The sequence below is a fragment of the Streptomyces natalensis ATCC 27448 genome, from assembly GCF_000935125.1.
In the GTDB taxonomy this organism is placed as follows: domain Bacteria; phylum Actinomycetota; class Actinomycetes; order Streptomycetales; family Streptomycetaceae; genus Streptomyces; species Streptomyces natalensis.
Map to the genome: position 1 here is coordinate 452919 of NZ_JRKI01000061.1, position 16483 is coordinate 469401.

At 71.2% G+C, this 16483-nt stretch carries 17 protein-coding genes; 10 read left to right on the forward strand and 7 right to left on the reverse strand.

The annotated features are described in order from the left end of the window. Positions 1 to 124: 124 nt before the first annotated feature. The gene (locus SNA_RS32720; RefSeq protein WP_030067825.1) at positions 125 to 715 is read left to right on the forward strand and encodes an N-acetylmuramoyl-L-alanine amidase; all 591 of its coding nucleotides are present in this window, start codon (positions 125 to 127) and stop codon (positions 713 to 715) included. Between the two features lie 55 nt (positions 716 to 770). After that, positions 771 to 1685 (forward strand): 1-aminocyclopropane-1-carboxylate deaminase/D-cysteine desulfhydrase, encoded by a 915-nt coding sequence (locus SNA_RS32725; protein ID WP_030067824.1) that lies wholly within the window; start codon positions 771 to 773, stop codon positions 1683 to 1685. A gap of 6 nt (positions 1686 to 1691) precedes the next feature. Here the strand turns inward: SNA_RS32725 and SNA_RS32730 are convergent, their stop codons facing one another. Beyond that, positions 1692 to 3290 (reverse strand): Na+/H+ antiporter, encoded by a 1599-nt coding sequence (locus tag SNA_RS32730; RefSeq protein WP_044368007.1) that lies wholly within the window; start codon positions 3288 to 3290, stop codon positions 1692 to 1694. A gap of 72 nt (positions 3291 to 3362) precedes the next feature. Between SNA_RS32730 and SNA_RS32735 the strand changes: the two genes are divergently transcribed. From SNA_RS32735 to SNA_RS32750, 4 genes are all read left to right on the forward strand, one after another. Then, positions 3363 to 3623 carry a UBP-type zinc finger domain-containing protein gene (locus tag SNA_RS32735; protein WP_030067822.1) on the forward strand — a complete coding sequence of 87 codons (261 nt, stop codon included), beginning with the start codon at positions 3363 to 3365 and terminating at the stop codon, positions 3621 to 3623. 49 nt (positions 3624 to 3672) lie between these two features. Further along, complete coding sequence (locus SNA_RS32740) at positions 3673 to 4161, forward strand: GNAT family N-acetyltransferase (protein ID WP_030067820.1); 489 nt, start codon at positions 3673 to 3675, stop codon at positions 4159 to 4161. Positions 4162 to 4465: 304 nt separating this feature from the next. Beyond that, the gene (locus tag SNA_RS32745) at positions 4466 to 4879 is read left to right on the forward strand and encodes an ATP-binding protein (protein WP_030067819.1); all 414 of its coding nucleotides are present in this window, start codon (positions 4466 to 4468) and stop codon (positions 4877 to 4879) included. Between the two features lie 43 nt (positions 4880 to 4922). Next, positions 4923 to 5888, forward strand: coding sequence for an RNA polymerase sigma factor SigF (locus SNA_RS32750; RefSeq protein ID WP_044368346.1), 966 nt, complete (start codon positions 4923 to 4925; stop codon positions 5886 to 5888). 99 nt (positions 5889 to 5987) lie between these two features. On the opposite strand, the gene SNA_RS32755 is transcribed toward SNA_RS32750, so the two are convergent. Continuing rightward, positions 5988 to 6440 carry a hypothetical protein gene (locus tag SNA_RS32755; RefSeq protein WP_030067816.1) on the reverse strand — a complete coding sequence of 151 codons (453 nt, stop codon included), beginning with the start codon at positions 6438 to 6440 and terminating at the stop codon, positions 5988 to 5990. Between the two features lie 94 nt (positions 6441 to 6534). Here SNA_RS32755 and SNA_RS32760 point away from each other — a divergent pair, with 94 nt between their 5' ends. After that, entirely contained in the window at positions 6535 to 7518 is a 984-nt protein-coding gene (locus tag SNA_RS32760) for a diacylglycerol/lipid kinase family protein (protein ID WP_030067815.1), read from the forward strand. Positions 7519 to 7836: 318 nt separating this feature from the next. Beyond that, the gene (locus SNA_RS32765) at positions 7837 to 8094 is read left to right on the forward strand and encodes a WhiB family transcriptional regulator (protein WP_003983230.1); all 258 of its coding nucleotides are present in this window, start codon (positions 7837 to 7839) and stop codon (positions 8092 to 8094) included. Positions 8095 to 8292: 198 nt separating this feature from the next. Here SNA_RS32765 and SNA_RS32770 read toward each other — a convergent pair whose 3' ends face one another. Together SNA_RS32770 and SNA_RS32775 are read right to left on the reverse strand one after the other, a co-directional pair. Then, positions 8293 to 9765 carry a sensor histidine kinase gene (locus SNA_RS32770; protein WP_044368011.1) on the reverse strand — a complete coding sequence of 491 codons (1473 nt, stop codon included), beginning with the start codon at positions 9763 to 9765 and terminating at the stop codon, positions 8293 to 8295. A 559-nt stretch (positions 9766 to 10324) separates the two neighbouring features. Continuing rightward, positions 10325 to 11020 carry a TetR/AcrR family transcriptional regulator gene (locus SNA_RS32775; RefSeq protein ID WP_078970357.1) on the reverse strand — a complete coding sequence of 232 codons (696 nt, stop codon included), beginning with the start codon at positions 11018 to 11020 and terminating at the stop codon, positions 10325 to 10327. A 150-nt stretch (positions 11021 to 11170) separates the two neighbouring features. Between SNA_RS32775 and SNA_RS32780 the strand changes: the two genes are divergently transcribed. Further along, entirely contained in the window at positions 11171 to 11944 is a 774-nt protein-coding gene (locus SNA_RS32780) for a glucose 1-dehydrogenase (RefSeq protein WP_030067811.1), read from the forward strand. A gap of 169 nt (positions 11945 to 12113) precedes the next feature. Further along, positions 12114 to 12896, forward strand: coding sequence for a glucosamine-6-phosphate deaminase (nagB, locus tag SNA_RS32785; RefSeq protein ID WP_030067810.1), 783 nt, complete (start codon positions 12114 to 12116; stop codon positions 12894 to 12896). A gap of 162 nt (positions 12897 to 13058) precedes the next feature. Here the strand turns inward: nagB and SNA_RS32790 are convergent, their stop codons facing one another. From SNA_RS32790 to SNA_RS32800, 3 genes are read right to left on the reverse strand one after another with little or no spacing between them, the layout of a single operon-like run. Continuing rightward, positions 13059 to 14582 (reverse strand): glycoside hydrolase family 3 protein, encoded by a 1524-nt coding sequence (locus SNA_RS32790; RefSeq protein ID WP_030067809.1) that lies wholly within the window; start codon positions 14580 to 14582, stop codon positions 13059 to 13061. 3 nt (positions 14583 to 14585) lie between these two features. After that, complete coding sequence (locus SNA_RS32795; protein ID WP_030067808.1) at positions 14586 to 15416, reverse strand: carbohydrate ABC transporter permease; 831 nt, start codon at positions 15414 to 15416, stop codon at positions 14586 to 14588. Next, positions 15413 to 16414 (reverse strand): carbohydrate ABC transporter permease, encoded by a 1002-nt coding sequence (locus SNA_RS32800; RefSeq protein WP_030067807.1) that lies wholly within the window; start codon positions 16412 to 16414, stop codon positions 15413 to 15415. Before SNA_RS32800 ends, SNA_RS32795 begins: the two co-directional genes overlap by 4 nt. Positions 16415 to 16483 lie beyond the last annotated feature (69 nt).

Genomic DNA, 16483 nt, shown 5'->3' on the forward strand with positions numbered 1-16483 from the left:
GCACACCCCCGAACAACCGGTCCGTTTTATGTCGTTCCACAGCATCGGTCCCGACCCATCCCGTAGAAGCGAGGCATGAGGCGGTGCGCGGTCGGCGGCCGCCGCACATGGATCGGAGCCGGTCATGGCCGTACCGCTGTCCGCCGCCCGCTTTCTTGAGGCCCTGAAGGCCGAGGGGCTGAGGGTCGTCGAGGTGGGCGACTGGAAGACGCACAACCGCGCGCACATGGGGCCCTGGGGCCCGGTGCACGGCGTCATGGTGCACCACACCGCGACATCCGGCACCGAAAGCACCGTACGGCTCTGCTACAACGGCCACGCCGACCTCCCGGGCCCCCTGTGCCACGGCCTGATCGCCAAGGACGGGACGGTGCATCTGGTCGGCTGCGGCCGCGCCAACCACGCCGGGCTCGGTGACGGCGACGTGCTGCGCGCGGTGATCGCCGAGAAGCGGCTGCCACCGGACAGCGCCACCGACACCGACGGCAATCAGGTCTTCTACGGCTTCGAGTGCGAGAACCTCGGCGACGGCACGGACCCCTGGCCGCCGGCCCAGACGGCGGCCCTGGAGAAGGCCGCGGCGGCCCTGTGCCGGGCGCACGGCTGGAACGAACGCTCGGTGATCGGCCATCTGGAGTGGCAGCCGGGCAAGGTCGATCCCCGGGGCTTCACCATGGACGCGCTGCGCGAGCGGATCCGCGAACGCCTGAAGTGACCCCGCGGGCCCGGCGGCCGCACCGCGCCGCGCCGCACCCGGGGACAATGGCGGTATGCCCCGCCCCGACCCGGCCGCCGCCCTGCGCCCCCGCCTCCCCTCCCCCCTCCAGGAGATCGAGGACGCCCCGTTCGCCCGCCGCGGCGTGCGGCTGCTGCTCAAACGGGACGATCTGATCCACCCCGATCTGCCGGGCAACAAGTGGCGCAAGCTCGCACCGAATCTGCGGGCCGCGGCGGCGGCCGGGGAGCGCGCGCTGCTGACCTTCGGCGGCGCGTACTCCAACCATCTGCGCGCCACCGCCGCGGCCGGCCGGCTCCTCGGCTTCGCCACCATCGGCGTGGTCCGCGGCGACGAGCTGGCCCGTGCGCCGCTCAACCCGTCCCTGGCCCGGTGCGCCGCCGACGGCATGCGACTGCACTTCATCGACCGGACCCGCTACCGCCGCAAGACCGACCCGGACGTGCTCGCCGGCCTGCACGACCGCTTCGGCGCCTTCCGCGTGATACCGGAGGGCGGCAGCAACTCCCTTGCCGCGCAGGGGTGTACGGAGCTGGGCCGGGAGCTGCGCGGGGCCGCGGACACGGTGGCGGTGGCCTGCGGTACGGGCGGCACCCTGGCCGGCCTGGCCGCGGGGCTCGCCCCAAGGCAGCGCGCCCTCGGCATCCCCGTCCTCAAGGGCGGCACCGGCGCCCCGCACTTCCTCCAGCAGACCGTCGAGGACCTCCAGCGCGCGGCCTTCGGCGGGCCGCGCGGCAGCTGGCACCTGGACCCCCGCTTCCACTTCGGCGGCTACGCCCGCAGCACCCCCGAACTGGACGCCTTCGCCGCCGCCTTCGAAGCCCGCCACGCCCTCCCGGTGGAACGCACCTACGTCGCCAAGCTCCTGTACGGCCTGACCACCCTGGCCGAGGAGGACGCCTTCCCCCGGGGCACCACCGTGGCAGCCGTCATCACCGGCACCCCGTAGCCGCCCCTACGCCCGCTCGCGGTAGGCCGCCGCCTCCTCCAGGTCGAGCCGGCGCAGCAGCGTGCGCAGCATCTCGTCGTCGATGCGGCGTGCGTCGCGCAGCTCGACGAAGACCCGGCGTTCGGCGTCGATCATGTCGCGGGCGAGGCGGCGGTAGGTCTCGTCGGCGGATTCGCCGGTTTCCGCGTTGACCGTGCCGAGCCGTTCCCAGACGGCGTTGCGGCGCCGCTCCAGAACGGTCCGCAGACGGCCGGAAAGGGGCCCTGGAAGCGCGTTGCGGGGATCTTCGAGGAGTTCATCCAGCCGCGCCTCCGCGGCCCGTGAGGCGTCGTTCTGCGCCTGCGCCTCGACGAGCGTCTCGGCCTGCGGATCGCGGCCGGGCAGCCGCAGCGCGCGGATCAGCGGCGGCAGCGTCAGGCCCTGGACGACGAGGGTGGCCAGGACGGTGGTGAAGGTCAGGAACAGCACGAGGTTGCGGGCCGGGAAGGGCCCGCCGCCGTGCACCACGGCCGGGACGGAGAAGGCGATGGCCAGCGACACCACGCCGCGCATCCCGGCCCAGCCGACGATGACCGGCGCGGTCCAGTGCGTATCGGGTTCGCGGGCACGGATCCGGGCGGACAGGGCGCGCGGCAGATACGTGGCGGGAAAGACCCACACGTAGCGCGCGACGACCACGACGGCGAAGACCGCGGCCGCGTACCCGAGGGCCCGGCCCGTCCCGAACTCCCCCAGGCCGCGCAGCACGACCGGCAGCTGGAGCCCGATCAGCGCGAAGACCGCGGACTCCAGCACGAAGGAGACGACCTTCCAGACGGCCTCCTCCTGGAGCCTGGTCTCGAAGTCGACCTGCCAGGAGCGGTGGCCCAGGTAGAGGCCGACCACGACGACGGCCAGCACCCCGGAGGCGCCGACCTGTTCGGCGGCCGCGTACGCGGTGAACGGGATGAGCAGCGAGAGGGTGTTCTCCAGCAGCGCCTCGTCCCGCAGCCGGCAGCGCAGCCAGTGCAGCGGCACCATCAGGACGACGCCGATGCCGATGCCGCCCAGGGAGGCGACGGCGAATTCCCGGATGCCGTCGCCCCAGGTGGCGCCGACCCCGACGGCCGCGGCCAGTGCCACCTTGTAGGCGGTGATCGCGGTGGCGTCGTTGACCAGCGATTCGCCCTGGAGAATCGTGGTGATCCGGCTCGGCAGCCCGAGTCTGCGGGCGATGGCGGTGGCCGCCACGGCGTCCGGCGGTGCGACGACCGCGCCCAGCACCATCGCGGCGGTCAGCGGAAGGCCCGGGATGAGCAGGTAGGCGGCCCAGCCCACCACCAGGGTCGCGAAGAGGACGTACCCGAAGGACAGCAGCGCGACCGGACGCAGGTTGGCCCGCAGGTCGAGGTACGAGCTGTCGAGTGCCGCGGTGTGCAGCAGCGGGGGCAGCAGCAGCGGCAGCACGATGTGCGGGTCGAGGGTGTAGTCGGGGATGCCGGGGATGTACGAGGCCGCGAGCCCGGCAGCGACGAGCAGCAGGGGCGCCGCGACGGGGGTGCGCCGCGCCAGTCCGGCGACCGCCGCGCTCCCCGCGACCAGCAACAGCAGCGGCATCACATCCATGGTCCCCGTCCCGTCCCCGCGGCTCTCCGGTGGCGGCCTCGGCGGCCGTACCGGCGATCTAACCTGGCCACCATGACTGAGTGCACGCATGTTCCAGAACTGCCGCGCGCCGAACCGGCTCCGCTGAGCGTCACCTGCCCGGAATGCCTGGCGGTCGGCAGCCACCCGGTGCAGCTGCGGCTGTGCCTGGTCTGCGGCCATGTCGGCTGCTGCGATTCCTCGCCGTACCGGCATGCGACCGCGCACTACGAGGAAACCGGCCATCCGGTGATGCGGTCGTTCGAGCCGGGCGACGACTGGCGCTGGTGCTTCGTCGACCAGCTCCTGGTTTGAGCGCCGGCGGCCGCCCCATGCGCATGACCTTTGGCCGTAGCCTGACGGAATGATCCGCGAAGCGACGCCCGACGACATTCCCGTGATCCTGGCCATGATCCGCGAGCTGGCCGCCTATGAGCGCGTCCCGCACGAGGCGCGGGCCACCGAGCCGCAGCTGAAGGAGGCGCTCTTCGGCGCCCACCCGGCGGCCTTCGCCCTGATCGCGGAGGCGGCCGGCACCCCGGTGGGCTTTGCCCTGTGGTTCAGGAACTTCTCCACCTGGACGGGCACGCACGGTATCTATCTGGAGGACCTCTACGTACGGCCCGAGGCGCGCGGCGGCGGCCACGGCAAGGCGCTGCTCGCGGCCCTGGCCGAGATATGCGTGGCCCGCGGCTATCAGCGTTTCGAATGGTCCGTGCTGGACTGGAACGAGCCGTCCATCGGTTTCTACCGGTCGATCGGCGCCGAGCCCATGGACGAGTGGACGGTCCACCGCCTCACCGGGGACGCGCTCCACGAACTCGCCGCCGCCTCATCTGCCAACGGAGCGTAATCGGGATGGATTTGGCCGTGCAGCCCTCTAGCCACGGTCCGTACTCATGGCCGTACAATAGGTAACAGCGAGTGACGACTACGGCGCGCCGCGACCGCGAGCCGCAGTGCCGCCCGGACAGCAGTCGTGCTCCTTCCGGGCGACACCGGCCCACAGATCGCGATAGCGTCACAGCCGAACCATGTGCTGCGCCGGATCGTTCTCCTTTCACCCGACGGGAGAATGCGGCCGGCGTGGATGTCCCGAGGCCCTCGGAGCGTCCAGCATTCCAGCTCAACCAGCTTGTGCCACCTTGGAGGTGAGGGTGTCCCAGATCGCAGGCGAGCCCGGGACTCAGGACTTCGTGGAAGTCCGTCTGCCCGCTGCGGGTGCCTACCTGTCCGTGCTGCGTACGGCCACGGCCGGGCTCGCAGCCCGCTTGGACTTCACCCTCGACGAGATCGAGGATCTGCGCATCGCGGTCGACGAAGCGTGCGCGATCCTCCTGCAACAGGCCGTCCCCGGCAGCGTGCTCAGCTGCGTCTTCCGCCTGATCGACGACGCGCTGGCGGTGACCGTGTCGGCCCCGACGACCGACGGCCGTGCCCCGGAGCGCGACACCTTCGCCTGGACGGTGCTCTCCGCACTGGCCGGCAAGGTCGAGTCCACCGTCTCCGAGGACCGTACGGTCACCATCAGCCTGTACAAGGAGCGCGGCGCCGGTCCCGGACCGTCATGACCGAACAGGGGGCCCCGTGAAAGATCTCGAACGCGGCACGCGGATGGCGCCTGTGGCCATCCCCGGGCAACAGGCCCGGCCGCATCCGGTGGGCACGGACGACCACGGCGGCCGGTTGGACGCGGCGGAGCAGGCAGAGCGGGCGGACCACATGGACCACAGCGAGCAGCAGGGGCAGCAGGCGGACCGGCATGATCCGCCGGCCGCCGCGCCAGAGCCCCACGACGAACAGCACCCCCGCACACCGCACGATCCCCAGGACCGCAGCGGTGCGCGGGCGATGTTCCACGAGCTGCGCAAGCTCCCCGACGGCTCCCCGGAGCGCGCGGAGCTGCGCAACACCCTCGTACGGATGCATCTGCCGCTCGTCGAGCATCTGGCCCGGCGGTTCCGCAACCGCGGTGAGCCGCTGGACGATCTGACCCAGGTCGCCACCATCGGTCTGATCAAGTCCGTGGACCGTTTCGACCCGGAGCGCGGTGTGGAGTTCTCCACGTACGCCACGCCCACCGTGGTCGGCGAGATCAAGCGGCACTTCCGCGACAAGGGCTGGGCGGTCCGCGTCCCGCGCCGCCTCCAGGAGCTGCGGCTGTCGCTGACGACGGCGACCGCCGAGCTCTCCCAGCGCCACGGCCGGGCCCCGACCGTCCATGAGCTGGCCGAGCATCTTGCGATCTCCGAGGAAGAGGTCCTGGAGGGCCTGGAGTCGGCGAACGCCTACAGCACGCTGTCCCTGGACGTGCCGGACACGGACGACGAGTCCCCGGCCGTCGCCGACACCCTCGGCGCCGAGGACGAGGCGCTGGAGGGGGTGGAGTACCGCGAGTCGCTCAAACCGCTGCTGGAGGACCTGCCGCCGCGGGAGAAGAAGATCCTGCTGCTCCGCTTCTTCGGCAATATGACCCAGTCGCAGATCGCCCAGGAGGTCGGCATCTCCCAGATGCATGTCTCGCGCCTGCTGGCCCGTACGCTCGCGCAGCTGCGGGACAAGCTCCTGGTGGAGGAGTGAGCACGCGCGGGTGAACGAGCCGCGCCGGGGCGCGGCGCGAAAACGGCGGTGGGCGGGTCCGTACGGGCCCGCCCACCGCCGTGTCGTCTCCCGGCGACGCTACGGCGTCTCGCGGGGGCCGATGCCCAGCGCCACGGTCGCCGTCGGGTTGACCAGCAGGGCGAGCACCACGACCGCCGCGGCGGCCAGCGCGGACCCGGCGGCGACCAGCGCCCCGCCGCCCTTGATCAGCATCCAGGCGACCGGCAGCGCCACGATCTGGGTGATCAGCGAGGGGCCGCGGCTCCAGCGGCGCAACAGCCACAGCCCGCGGGCTGCGACCAGCGGCAGCACGGCGAGGGCGAGCACGGTCACCCCGCCCATCTCCGCCTGCTGCGCACTGTCCGGAGCCCCGGCCAGCCCCATGACCAGCATGTACGCGCCCAGGGCGGCCAGCGCCAGGCCCTCGACGCCGGTCAGCGCCGCGGCGGCGGTGATCCGGGCGGGCCGCGGTCCGGGCGTCGTGGGGGACTCGGCGGCACGGGCGGCGGACTGTTTCGGCTGACTGCTCACCCCAGCAGGGTAGCGCCGGCGGTGCCGGTGCCCGGGGGCCCGCACCCCGGGACGGGCGTGAGGCGGGTACCTACAGGTAGGTACGCTGCTTCCTATGCGCGCACTCCTTGTGGTCAATCCCGCAGCAACCACCACCAGTGCCCGCACCCGTGAAGTGCTCGCCCACGCCCTGGCCAGCGATCTCAAGCTGGAGGTCGCCGAGACGAAGTACCGCGGGCACGCCCGTGACCTGGCCCGGCAGGCGACCGAGGGCGGCGAGACGGAGCTGGTCGTGGCCCTCGGCGGCGACGGCACCGTCAACGAGGTCGTCAACGGCCTGCTGACCAGCGGCCCCGACCCGGACTCGCACCCCCGGCTGGCGGTCGTCCCCGGCGGATCGACCAATGTCTTCGCCCGCGCGCTCGGCCTGCCCAATGACGTCGTGGAGGCGACCGGCGCCCTCCTGGACGCGCTGCGCGACCGCAGCGAACGCACCGTCGGCCTGGGCCTGGCCTCCGGCACCCCGGGCAGCAAGGACGAGGGCGCGCCGCCCCGGTGGTTCACCTTCTGCGCGGGCTTCGGCTTCGATGCGGGCGTGGTGGGCCGGGTGGAGCAGCAGCGCGAACGCGGCAAGCGTTCGACGCATGCCCTGTATGTGCGCCAGTTCGTACGCCAGTACCTGGGCGAGCAGAACCGCCGGCACGGCTCCGTCACCCTCGAACTCCCGGGCGGTGCGGACGGCGCCCCGGAGGTCGTCGAGGACCTCGTGATGTCCATAATCTGCAACACCGCCCCCTGGACCTACCTGGGCAATCGCCCGATCTACCCGTCCCCCCGCGCCTCGTTCGACACCGGTCTGGATCTGTTCGCACTGGGCAGGCTCTCGGCCTCGGCGGTGGCCCGGTACGGCACTCAGCTGCTGACGTCAACACCGCATCGCGGCCCCCAGGGCAAGCACGCGGTCTCGCTCCACGACCTCACCGAGTTCACCTTGCATTCGCAGGCTCCACTGCCCTTTCAGATGGACGGGGACCACCTGGGACTGCGTACGAGTGTGACGTTCACAGGCGTTCGCCGTGCACTGCGTGTGATTGTGTGAGCAGTAGGGCCTAAAGTCCTTTCACTCGAACGTTTAGACTGTCTTCCACCCCCTGGAATGACGGCTGTGACCGAGGCGACACCAAGGAATCAAAAAAAAGTTTCCGGAAGGGGTTGTATCCGCAGCCGAGGTTTGCGAGTCTCTTCATGGCGATCGGGACGGCCTCCACAGGCCCCCTTGAGAGCCCGAATCCTCCTCCTCATTCCACAGGACCGCACCAGTTCACGACTGGTTTTCGGCCCTTCCCTTGTGGAGGGATTCGTGAAAGCGTTCACATTCACAAGCAACGTTCTTGTCACACGAGGAGATGGAGCAGCCATGGACTGGCGTCACCGCGCCGTTTGCCGCGAGGAAGACCCCGAGCTCTTCTTCCCCATCGGCAACACCGGTCCCGCGCTGCTGCAGATCGAGGAAGCCAAGGCCGTCTGCCGCCGCTGCCCCGTCATGGAGCAGTGCCTGCAGTGGGCGCTCGAGTCCGGCCAGGACTCCGGCGTCTGGGGTGGTCTGAGCGAGGACGAGCGCCGCGCGATGAAGCGCCGTGCAGCTCGCAACCGGGCGCGCAACGCCAGCGCCTGAGCCAGTAGCCCCGTGGCCCCCGAGCCGCAGCGCGCAGTACCCCCGATGCAGCCCCGGCACTGAAGCCAGGTCGTTATCGCATCGCAATAGCTTTGAGCCCCGGACCGGATGGGTCCGGGGCTTGTTGCTGTTCTCGGTGGTCTTCGCCCGGAATCGTTACCGCTTCGATTCCCTGCGGCCCGGGTGCCGTACGGGCGCTCAGTGCTGCTTCTCGGCCCGTACGGGAATGTCGAGGACGACCTGGGTGCCGCGCTCGGGTGCCGGCAGCATGTCGAACGTTCCGCCCAACTCCCCCTCCACCAGGGTCCGTACGATCTGGAGTCCCAGGTTTCCGGCGCGCTGCGGATCGAACCCCTCGGGCAGACCGCGGCCGTTGTCCTGGACGGTGACCAGCAGCCGCGGCTCGCTGCGGCTGCCGCCGCGTACCGCGCCGACCTCCACGACGCCGCCTTCCGCCTGGCCGAAGGCGTGCTCCAGGGCGTTTTGCAGGATCTCGGTGAGGACCATCGACAGCGGCGTGGCGACCTCGGCATCCAGGATGCCGAAGCGGCCGGTGCGCCGGGTGGTCACCTTTCCGGGGGAGATTTCGGCGACCATGGCCAGCACCCGGTCGGCGATGTCGTCGAACTCGACCCGCTCGTCGAGATTCTGCGAGAGCGTCTCGTGCACGATCGCGATCGAACCCACCCGGCGGACCGCCTCGTTGAGCGCCTCGCGGCCCTGTACGGAATCCATCCGGCGGGCCTGAAGGCGCAACAATGCGGCAACGGTCTGGAGATTGTTCTTCACCCGGTGGTGGATTTCCCGGATGGTGGCGTCCTTGGTGATCAGTTCCCGCTCGCGGCGGCGCAGTTCGGTGACATCGCGCAGCAGCACCAGGGAGCCGATATGCGTTCCCTTGGGCTTGAGCGGGATGGCGCGCAACTGGATCACACCGTCACTGCCCTCGACCTCGAATTCCCTGGGGGCCCAGCCGCTGGCCAGTTTGACCAGGGCCTCGTCCACCGGGCCACGGGCGGGCGCCAGTTCGGCGGTGGCCTGCCCCAGGTGGTGGCCCACCAGGTCGGCGGCGAGGCCGAGCCGGTGGTAGGCGGAGAGGGCATTGGGGCTGGCGTACTGGACGACCCCGTCGGCGTCGAGCCGGATCAGCCCGTCGCCGGCGCGCGGCGAGGCGTCCATGTCGACCTGCTGACCGGGGAAGGGAAACGATCCTGCGGCGATCATCTGGGCGAGGTCCGAGGCGCTCTGGAGGTAGGTGAGCTCCAGGCGGCTGGGCGTGCGTACGGTCAGCAGATTCGTGTTGCGGGCGATCACGCCGAGCACCCGGCCCTCGCGGCGCACCGGGATCGACTCGACCCGTACCGGCACCTCCTCGCGCCACTCCGGGTCGCCCTCGCGGACGATCCGACCCTCGTCCAGGGCGGAGTCCAGCATCGGGCGGCGGCCTCGGGGAACGAGATGGCCGACCATGTCGTCCTGGTAGGAGGTGGGCCCGGTATTGGGCCGCATCTGGGCGACGGAGACATAACGGGTGCCGTCCAGGGTGGGGACCCACAGCACGAGATCGGCGAAGGACAGGTCGGAGAGCAGCTGCCACTCCGAGACCAGCAGATGCAGCCACTCGAGGTCGGAGTCGCTCAGAGCGGTGTGCTGGCGTACGAGATCGTTCATGGAGGGCACATCTTGGAGCCTACCGGCGTACGGTGTACCTGCTGCCCGCACATCTGGCTCGTCCCGTCTCGTGGCCGGTCCCTTGTTCGCCCCGTCGCCCGCCGCCCTTCTGGGGCCGCTTCGCGCGTATTCGGGTACCTTGCAAGGGCATGGACAACCGAGAATGGTCTAGTCCAGAATGTCGGGTGCACCACACCTTCTGGGGCCCGCCCCAGACCGTGAACCTCCGCTCTCCCCGCACAGGAGGGCGGAACGAGGCCCGAGGCGCTCTCTGCCCTGACTGCGCCGGGCCTCCGATCGACCGGCTTCGGGCCGGGGCTTGCTCCTACCGCACGTGGGGCACTTCCCGGCCGGTACACGGGGTCGGTTGATGTCAGCTCCGGGCTGCGGTGCCGGACAGGTTGAGGGTCCTGTCCCGGCGCCGCGGCCCGCGGGTGTTTCGGGGGCCGGGGGCGATTTCGGCACTCGGGTGTTTCAGGGCCCCAGGTGGTTCAGGGCCCCAGGTGGTTCAGGGCCCCAGGTGTTTCAGGGCCCCAGGTGGTTCAGGGCCCCAGGTGGTTCAGGCGCCCGGCCGCGGGCCGGTCTCCTTCTTCCTCTTCTCCCGCACGCCCTCCCCTTCTCCCCCGCCCGTCCGCTTCTCCCCCGCCGTCCGCGGCCAGGCCCGCATCGCCAGTTCCGCGATGGCCTCCAGCGTGGCCCGGTCCGCGCCGTCGCGTGCCTGCTGCGACATGCCCTGCATCACCGCCCCTACGTAGTGGGCGAGCGCGGCCGCGTCCGTGGTGGCGGGGAGTGCGCCGGAGGCGACGTCCGCGGCGATCGCGCGCTGGATGTCGCGGACGTTCGCCAGCCTCATCTCCCGCAGGGACTCGGCGACTTCGGCGGAGGCCGGGGCGGTGTTCAGGGCCGCGCTGATGACGAGGCAGCCGCGGGGGCGGCCGGGCAGGGTGTATTCGGCCGCGGCCTCGCGCAGCGCCCGTTCGACGCCGCGGCGGGCGGTCGGTTCCTCGGCCACGGCGCGGGAGAGGAAGCCGCCGTAGACCCGCCCGTACTCGGTCACGACCTCGCCGAACAGCGCCCGTTTGTCGCCGAAGGCGGCGTAGAGGCTGGGGGCGCTGATGCCCATGGTGCGGGTGAGGTCGGAGATGGACGTGGCCTCATAGCCCTGCTCCCAGAAGGACCGCATCGCCTGCTCCAGCGCCGTCTCCCGGTCGAAGGACCGGGGCCGGCCGCGCCGTTTCGTCTCCTTGGTCGCCATGGGGTGAATTTTATAGCGGGCGGTAGGGAAGTCGACGGAGGCGTGCTACGGTTTTTCTGTAGCGAGCGATACAGAAAGCGCTCGCCGCCGGACGGGCGTGCGCATGCGGTGCGCGCCGAGCGGCGCACACGGAATCGGGAGGGGCAGGCCATGGGGACGCTCAGCGGCAGGACGGCGCTGGTGACGGGCGGCAGCAGGGGAATCGGCCGGGCGATTTCGGAGCGGCTGGCGCGGGACGGGGCCCGGGTCGCCGTGCATTACGGGCGCGACGAGGCCGCGGCGAAGGAGACGGTCGCGGCGATCGGTGCCGAGGGCGGCCGGGCCTTCACGGTCCGGGCCGAGCTGGGGGTGCCGGGGGACGCCGCGACGCTGTGGGCCGCGTTCGACGAGCAGGCCGAGGGGCTGGACATCCTGGTCAACAACGCCGGCATCAACACAGCGGTGGACGGCACGCTCAAGCGGATCGGCGAGGTGACGGAGGAGGACTTCGACCGCCTCTTCGCGGTCAACGCCAAGGCACCGTTCTTCATCGCCCAGCAGGGGCTGCGCCGGATGCGGGACGGCGGGCGGATCATCACCACCTCGACGGGGCTGACGCGCGGCGTGGCCAAGCCGGAGCTGATCGCCTACGCCATGAGCAAGGGGGCGGTCGACGTCTTCACCTCGACGCTCGCCAAGGACCTGGGCCCGCGCGGAATCACGGTCAACGCCGTGGCGCCCGGCGCGGTCGACACGGATATGAACGCCGGGTGGCTGCGCGGGGAGGACAACTCCCAGGCGCGTGCGGCGCTGCGGGCGATATCGCCGCTCGGGCGGGTGGGGCAGCCCGCCGATATCGGTGACGTGGTGGCGTTTCTCGCCTCCGATGACAGCCGTTGGGTGACGGGGCAGTGGATCGATGCGACGGGAGGTGCGCTGCTCTGACGCCGCGCGGCCGGGGGCGCGGCGCCGCCCTGGGGCGGCGTCGGCGAAGGCCACCGGTACGACGGTGAAACGCCCCCCGCCATTCCCTTACGGCACCCCGTCGCGTCGGCCTCCCTCTGCTAGATTGGTCTATACCACATAGCCCATTCTCCAGAACGGCAGGCCAAGCGTGGAAGTTGTCATCGTCCCGGACGCCACGGCAGCCGGCGAGCTCATCGCGGAGGCCATGGCCACCCTGATGCGCCGCAAGCCCGACGCGCTGCTCGGCGTGGCCACCGGCTCGACCCCGTTGCCCATCTATCAGGCGCTGGCGGCGAAGGTCCGGGCCGGTGAGGTGGACGCCTCACGGGCCCGTATCTGCCAGCTCGATGAATATGTGGGCCTGCCGGCCGGGCACCCGGAGTCCTACCGTTCGGTGGTGCTGCGGGAGGTGGTGGAGCCGCTGGGTCTGGGCGAGGACTCCTTCATGGGACCGGACGGTACGGCACCGGACGTCCAGGCCGCGTGCGCGGCGTACGACACGGCGCTCAGCGACGCGGGGGGCGTGGATCTCCAGCTGCTCGGCATCGGCACCGACGGGCACATCGGCTTCAACGAGCCGTGTTCGTCGCTCGCTTCGCGTACCCGTATCAAGACGCTCACCCGGCAGACCCGGGAGGACAACGCCCGCTTCTTCGACAGCCTCGACGAGGTCCCGCACCACGTCATGACCCAGGGCATCGGCACCATCCTGGAGGCCCGGCATCTGGTGCTGCTGGCCACCGGCGAGGGCAAGTCCGATGCGGTGGCCCATGCGGTCGAGGGGCCGGTCGCCGCGCTGGTGCCGGCCTCGGCCCTCCAGCTCCACCGGCATGCGACGGTCGTCGTCGACGAGGCCGCGGCCTCCAAGCTGAAGCTCGCCGACTACTTCCGGGCCACGTATGCGGCCAAGCCGGAGTGGCAGGGGATCTGACTCCAGGGGACGCGGGCGCTCGGCGGGGCGGGGGCGGACGGGTGGGCCCATCGGGCGCCCGTCGGCCACCGCCCCGCCGCGTGTCAGGGCCGCGCGCCCTCGCCGGTCGGGCTCTCGTGCTGCCCGCCGGTCGGGCTCGCGCGCTCCCCGCCCGTCAGGGGCTCACGCCCCGCCCGTCAGGGCCTCCGCCGCGGCGCGGGCGCAGACGCGGGCCGCGCCGTGGGTGGCGATGTGGACGGCGCCGGTGGGCGGCGACTGCGGGACGCCCATTTCCACCACGGCGGTGTCGGGGCGGGCGGCGGTGAGGGTGCGAAGGGCGTCGGCCATCCACGGGTGGCGGTGGGCGTCGCGGACGACGACGACCAGGGGGCGGCCGACGGCCTCGGTCAGCAGGGCGTCGACCAGGGCGCGGGTACCGAGGGAGGCGGCTGTGGGGGCGCCGTAGGTGGCGGTACGGGTGCCGGGCAGAAGACGGGTGAGTTCGGCGGCGATGCCCCAGGGGGTGTCGTCGCCCACGGCGATATTGGCGAGGGGGGTGAAGGCGGCGACGTAGGCGGGTCCGGCCAGCGGTGTGCAGGGGCCGGCGGCGGTGATACGCAGGGCACGGCGGGCGGCGGTCAGGCCGATGCCGGGTGCGGGCGCGGTCCTCGCCGCGCCCGCGCTCCGGGTCCAGCGGGCCAGGGTGCGCACCCGTGCCGCGGCGTCGGCGAGCCGCTGCTCGGCCAGTTCGCCGTCGCGTACCGCCCGTACCAGGGCATCGCGAAGCCGCAGCACGGTGTCCTCGTCGGCCAGTCCGCCGCCGACGCAGATGGCGTCCGCGCCGGCCGCGAGGGCCCGCACGCTGCCGCGTTCGATGCCGTAGGTGGCGGAGATCGCCCGCATCTCCATGCCGTCGGTGACGATCAGCCCGTCGAAGCCGAGTCCGCCCTCGGTGACGGGTGCGCGCAGCAGGCCGTGCAGGGCGGCCGGGCTGAGCGTGGCCGGGTGGTCGCCGTCCAGGGCGGGCAGCAGGATGTGGGCGCTCATCACGGCCTTGGTGCCGGCGGCGATGGCGGCCCGGAAAGGGACCAGTTCGCGTTCCTGAAGGGTGGTCAGGTCAGCGGTGATACGGGGCAGGTCGTGGTGGGAGTCGACGGCGGTGTCGCCGTGGCCGGGGAAGTGCTTGGTGCAGGCGGCGACGCCCGCGGACTGGAGTCCTTCGACGTAGGCGGCGGTGTGCCGGGCCACGAGCTGTGGGTCGGCGCCGAAGGAGCGTACGCCGATGACCGGGTTGTCGGGGTTGGAGTTGACATCGGCGGAGGGCGCCCAGTTGAGGGTGATACCGCAGTCGGCCAGGCGGCGGCCGAGTTCGCGGGCCACCGCACGGGTCAGGGCGGTGTCGTCGACGGCACCGAGCGCGAGGTTGCCGGGGAAGGAGGAGCCGCCGCGTACGTCGAGGCGGGTGACGTCGCCGCCCTCCTCGTCGACGGCGATGAGGAGATCGTCCCGTACGCCCTTCAACTGTGCGCACAGCGCGGCGAGTTGGTCGGCATCGTGCACATTGCGGCCGAAGAGGCCGACGGCGGCCAGGCCCTGGTCGAGGCGGTGGAGCAGCCAGTCGGGGGCGCTGGTGCCGGTGAAGCCGGGTTGCAGGACGGCGAGGGCGTCGCGGGTGAGAGTGTCGGTGGCACGAACGGGGGTGACCATGCGTTATCCCTTCACTGCGCCGGAGGTGAGACCGCCGACCGCCTTGCGTTGCAGGAACAGGAAGAGGAGCAGAATCGGGACGGCGAAGAGGGAGGCCGCGGCCATGGTGGCCCCCCAGTCGTCCCCGAACTGGCTCTGGAACTGCGAGAGCCACAGCGGCAGCGTGCCCGCGTCGGGCTCCTTGTTGAGAACCAGGACGAGCGGGAATTCGTTCCAGGCCGTGATGAAGCCGAAGAGGGAGGTGGCCATCAGCCCGGGGGCGAGGAGCGGGAAGACGACCTTGAGGAAGGCCTGACGGCGTGTGCAGCCGTCGACCATCGCCGACTCCTCCAGTTCCCTGGGCACCGCGGCAACATAGCCGCGCAGCGTCAGCAGGGTGAAGGGCAGCACCATCAGCATGTAGAAGAAGGTCAGCGGCAGGAGGCTGTTGAGCATGTCGGCGTCGCGGACGATCAGATAGACCGAGATCACCATGACCTGCCAGGGCGCCATCTGCGCGACCATGAAGGTCAGCAGGATGCCCCGGCGGCCCCTGAAGCGCATCCGGGTCAGGGCGAACGCCCCGCACAGCGCGATGGCCAGGGACAGGACGACGGCGAGGACGGTCACGACGGCCGAGTTCCGGGCCAGGGTCCAGAAGTAGGGCGCGTGCACGGCCGTCGCGAAGTGTGCGAAGGTGCCGTGGAACGGGAACCACACCGGGTCCTCGCTGATGATGTCCCGGGTCGGCTTGAAGGCCGTGTTGAACATCCAGTACACGGGGAAGACGAAACCGGCGGCCAGGACGAGCGCCGTGGCGTTGGGCCAGATGCGGCCGGCGAGCGAGCGCTTCACAGCGCAGCCTCCTCTTGTTCCTCCTGGGCTTCCTGCTTCAGCGTCAGCCGCAGGTAGTAGGCGGTCACGGCCAGCAGCACGGCGATGGTCAGCAGCGAGATCGCGGCACCCATACCGAAGTGGAGATTGCCCACGCCCTCGGTGAAGGCGTAGATCGGCAGGGTCTCGGTGAGCCGGTCCGGGCCGCCCTGGTTGATCGCGAAGATCTGCGGGAACGCCCCGAACACCCAGATGACCTCAAGGAAGGCCGTGGCGAGGAAGAAGGGCCGCAGAAAGGGGAAGGTGACGCGGGCGAAGACCTGCCAGGTGCCGGCGCCGTCCATCCGGGCCGCCTCGTAGAGCTCCTGGGGGATGGTCGTGGTGGCGGCGTAGAGGTTGAGCGCCACGAAGGGCAGCGACTGCCAGACGATCAGTACGGTGATGACGAAGAAGGTGGACAGCTGGGTGCCCACCCAGTCGTAGTGCGCCATGGCGTGCCAGCCGAGCCGGTCCAGCACCCAGTTGACGACGCCGTAGCGGGAGTCGAAGAGCCACTGGAAGACGGTGGTGGCGGCGATCACCGGCATCGCCCAGGCCAGCACCAGTGCCAGGGAGAGGGTCAGGCGCATCTTCTTGCCGAGACGGGCCAGCAGCAGTCCGATCAGCGTGCCCAGCACCATGATCAGTACCACGTTGACGGCGGTGAAGACGAGGGTGCGCCCGGTCACCCGCCAGAACTGCTCGCTGCCCAGGATCTCCTGGTAGTTGCCGATTCCGCGCCATTCGGCGAGGTGCTGGATCAGCTCCTTCATATTGAGGTTCTGGAAGGAGAGCAGCAGGTTGCGCACCATCGGCCAGCCGAGGAAGACCACGGTGGCCAGCAGGGCGGGGAGCAGCAGCAGATACGGCGTGCCGCGCCATCGGCGGGGGCCGTGGCGGCCGGGTGGTGCGCCTGGGGCGCCGGTCCGTCGCACGCGCCGGTCGGTCGCGGCCTTCGCGCCGTCGAGCTGCACTGCCATGGGCCCCTGATCCCCTCGTTCCCCTCGGATGCACCCGTGCCACAGGCGTACGGGACCGGGGACGGCCGG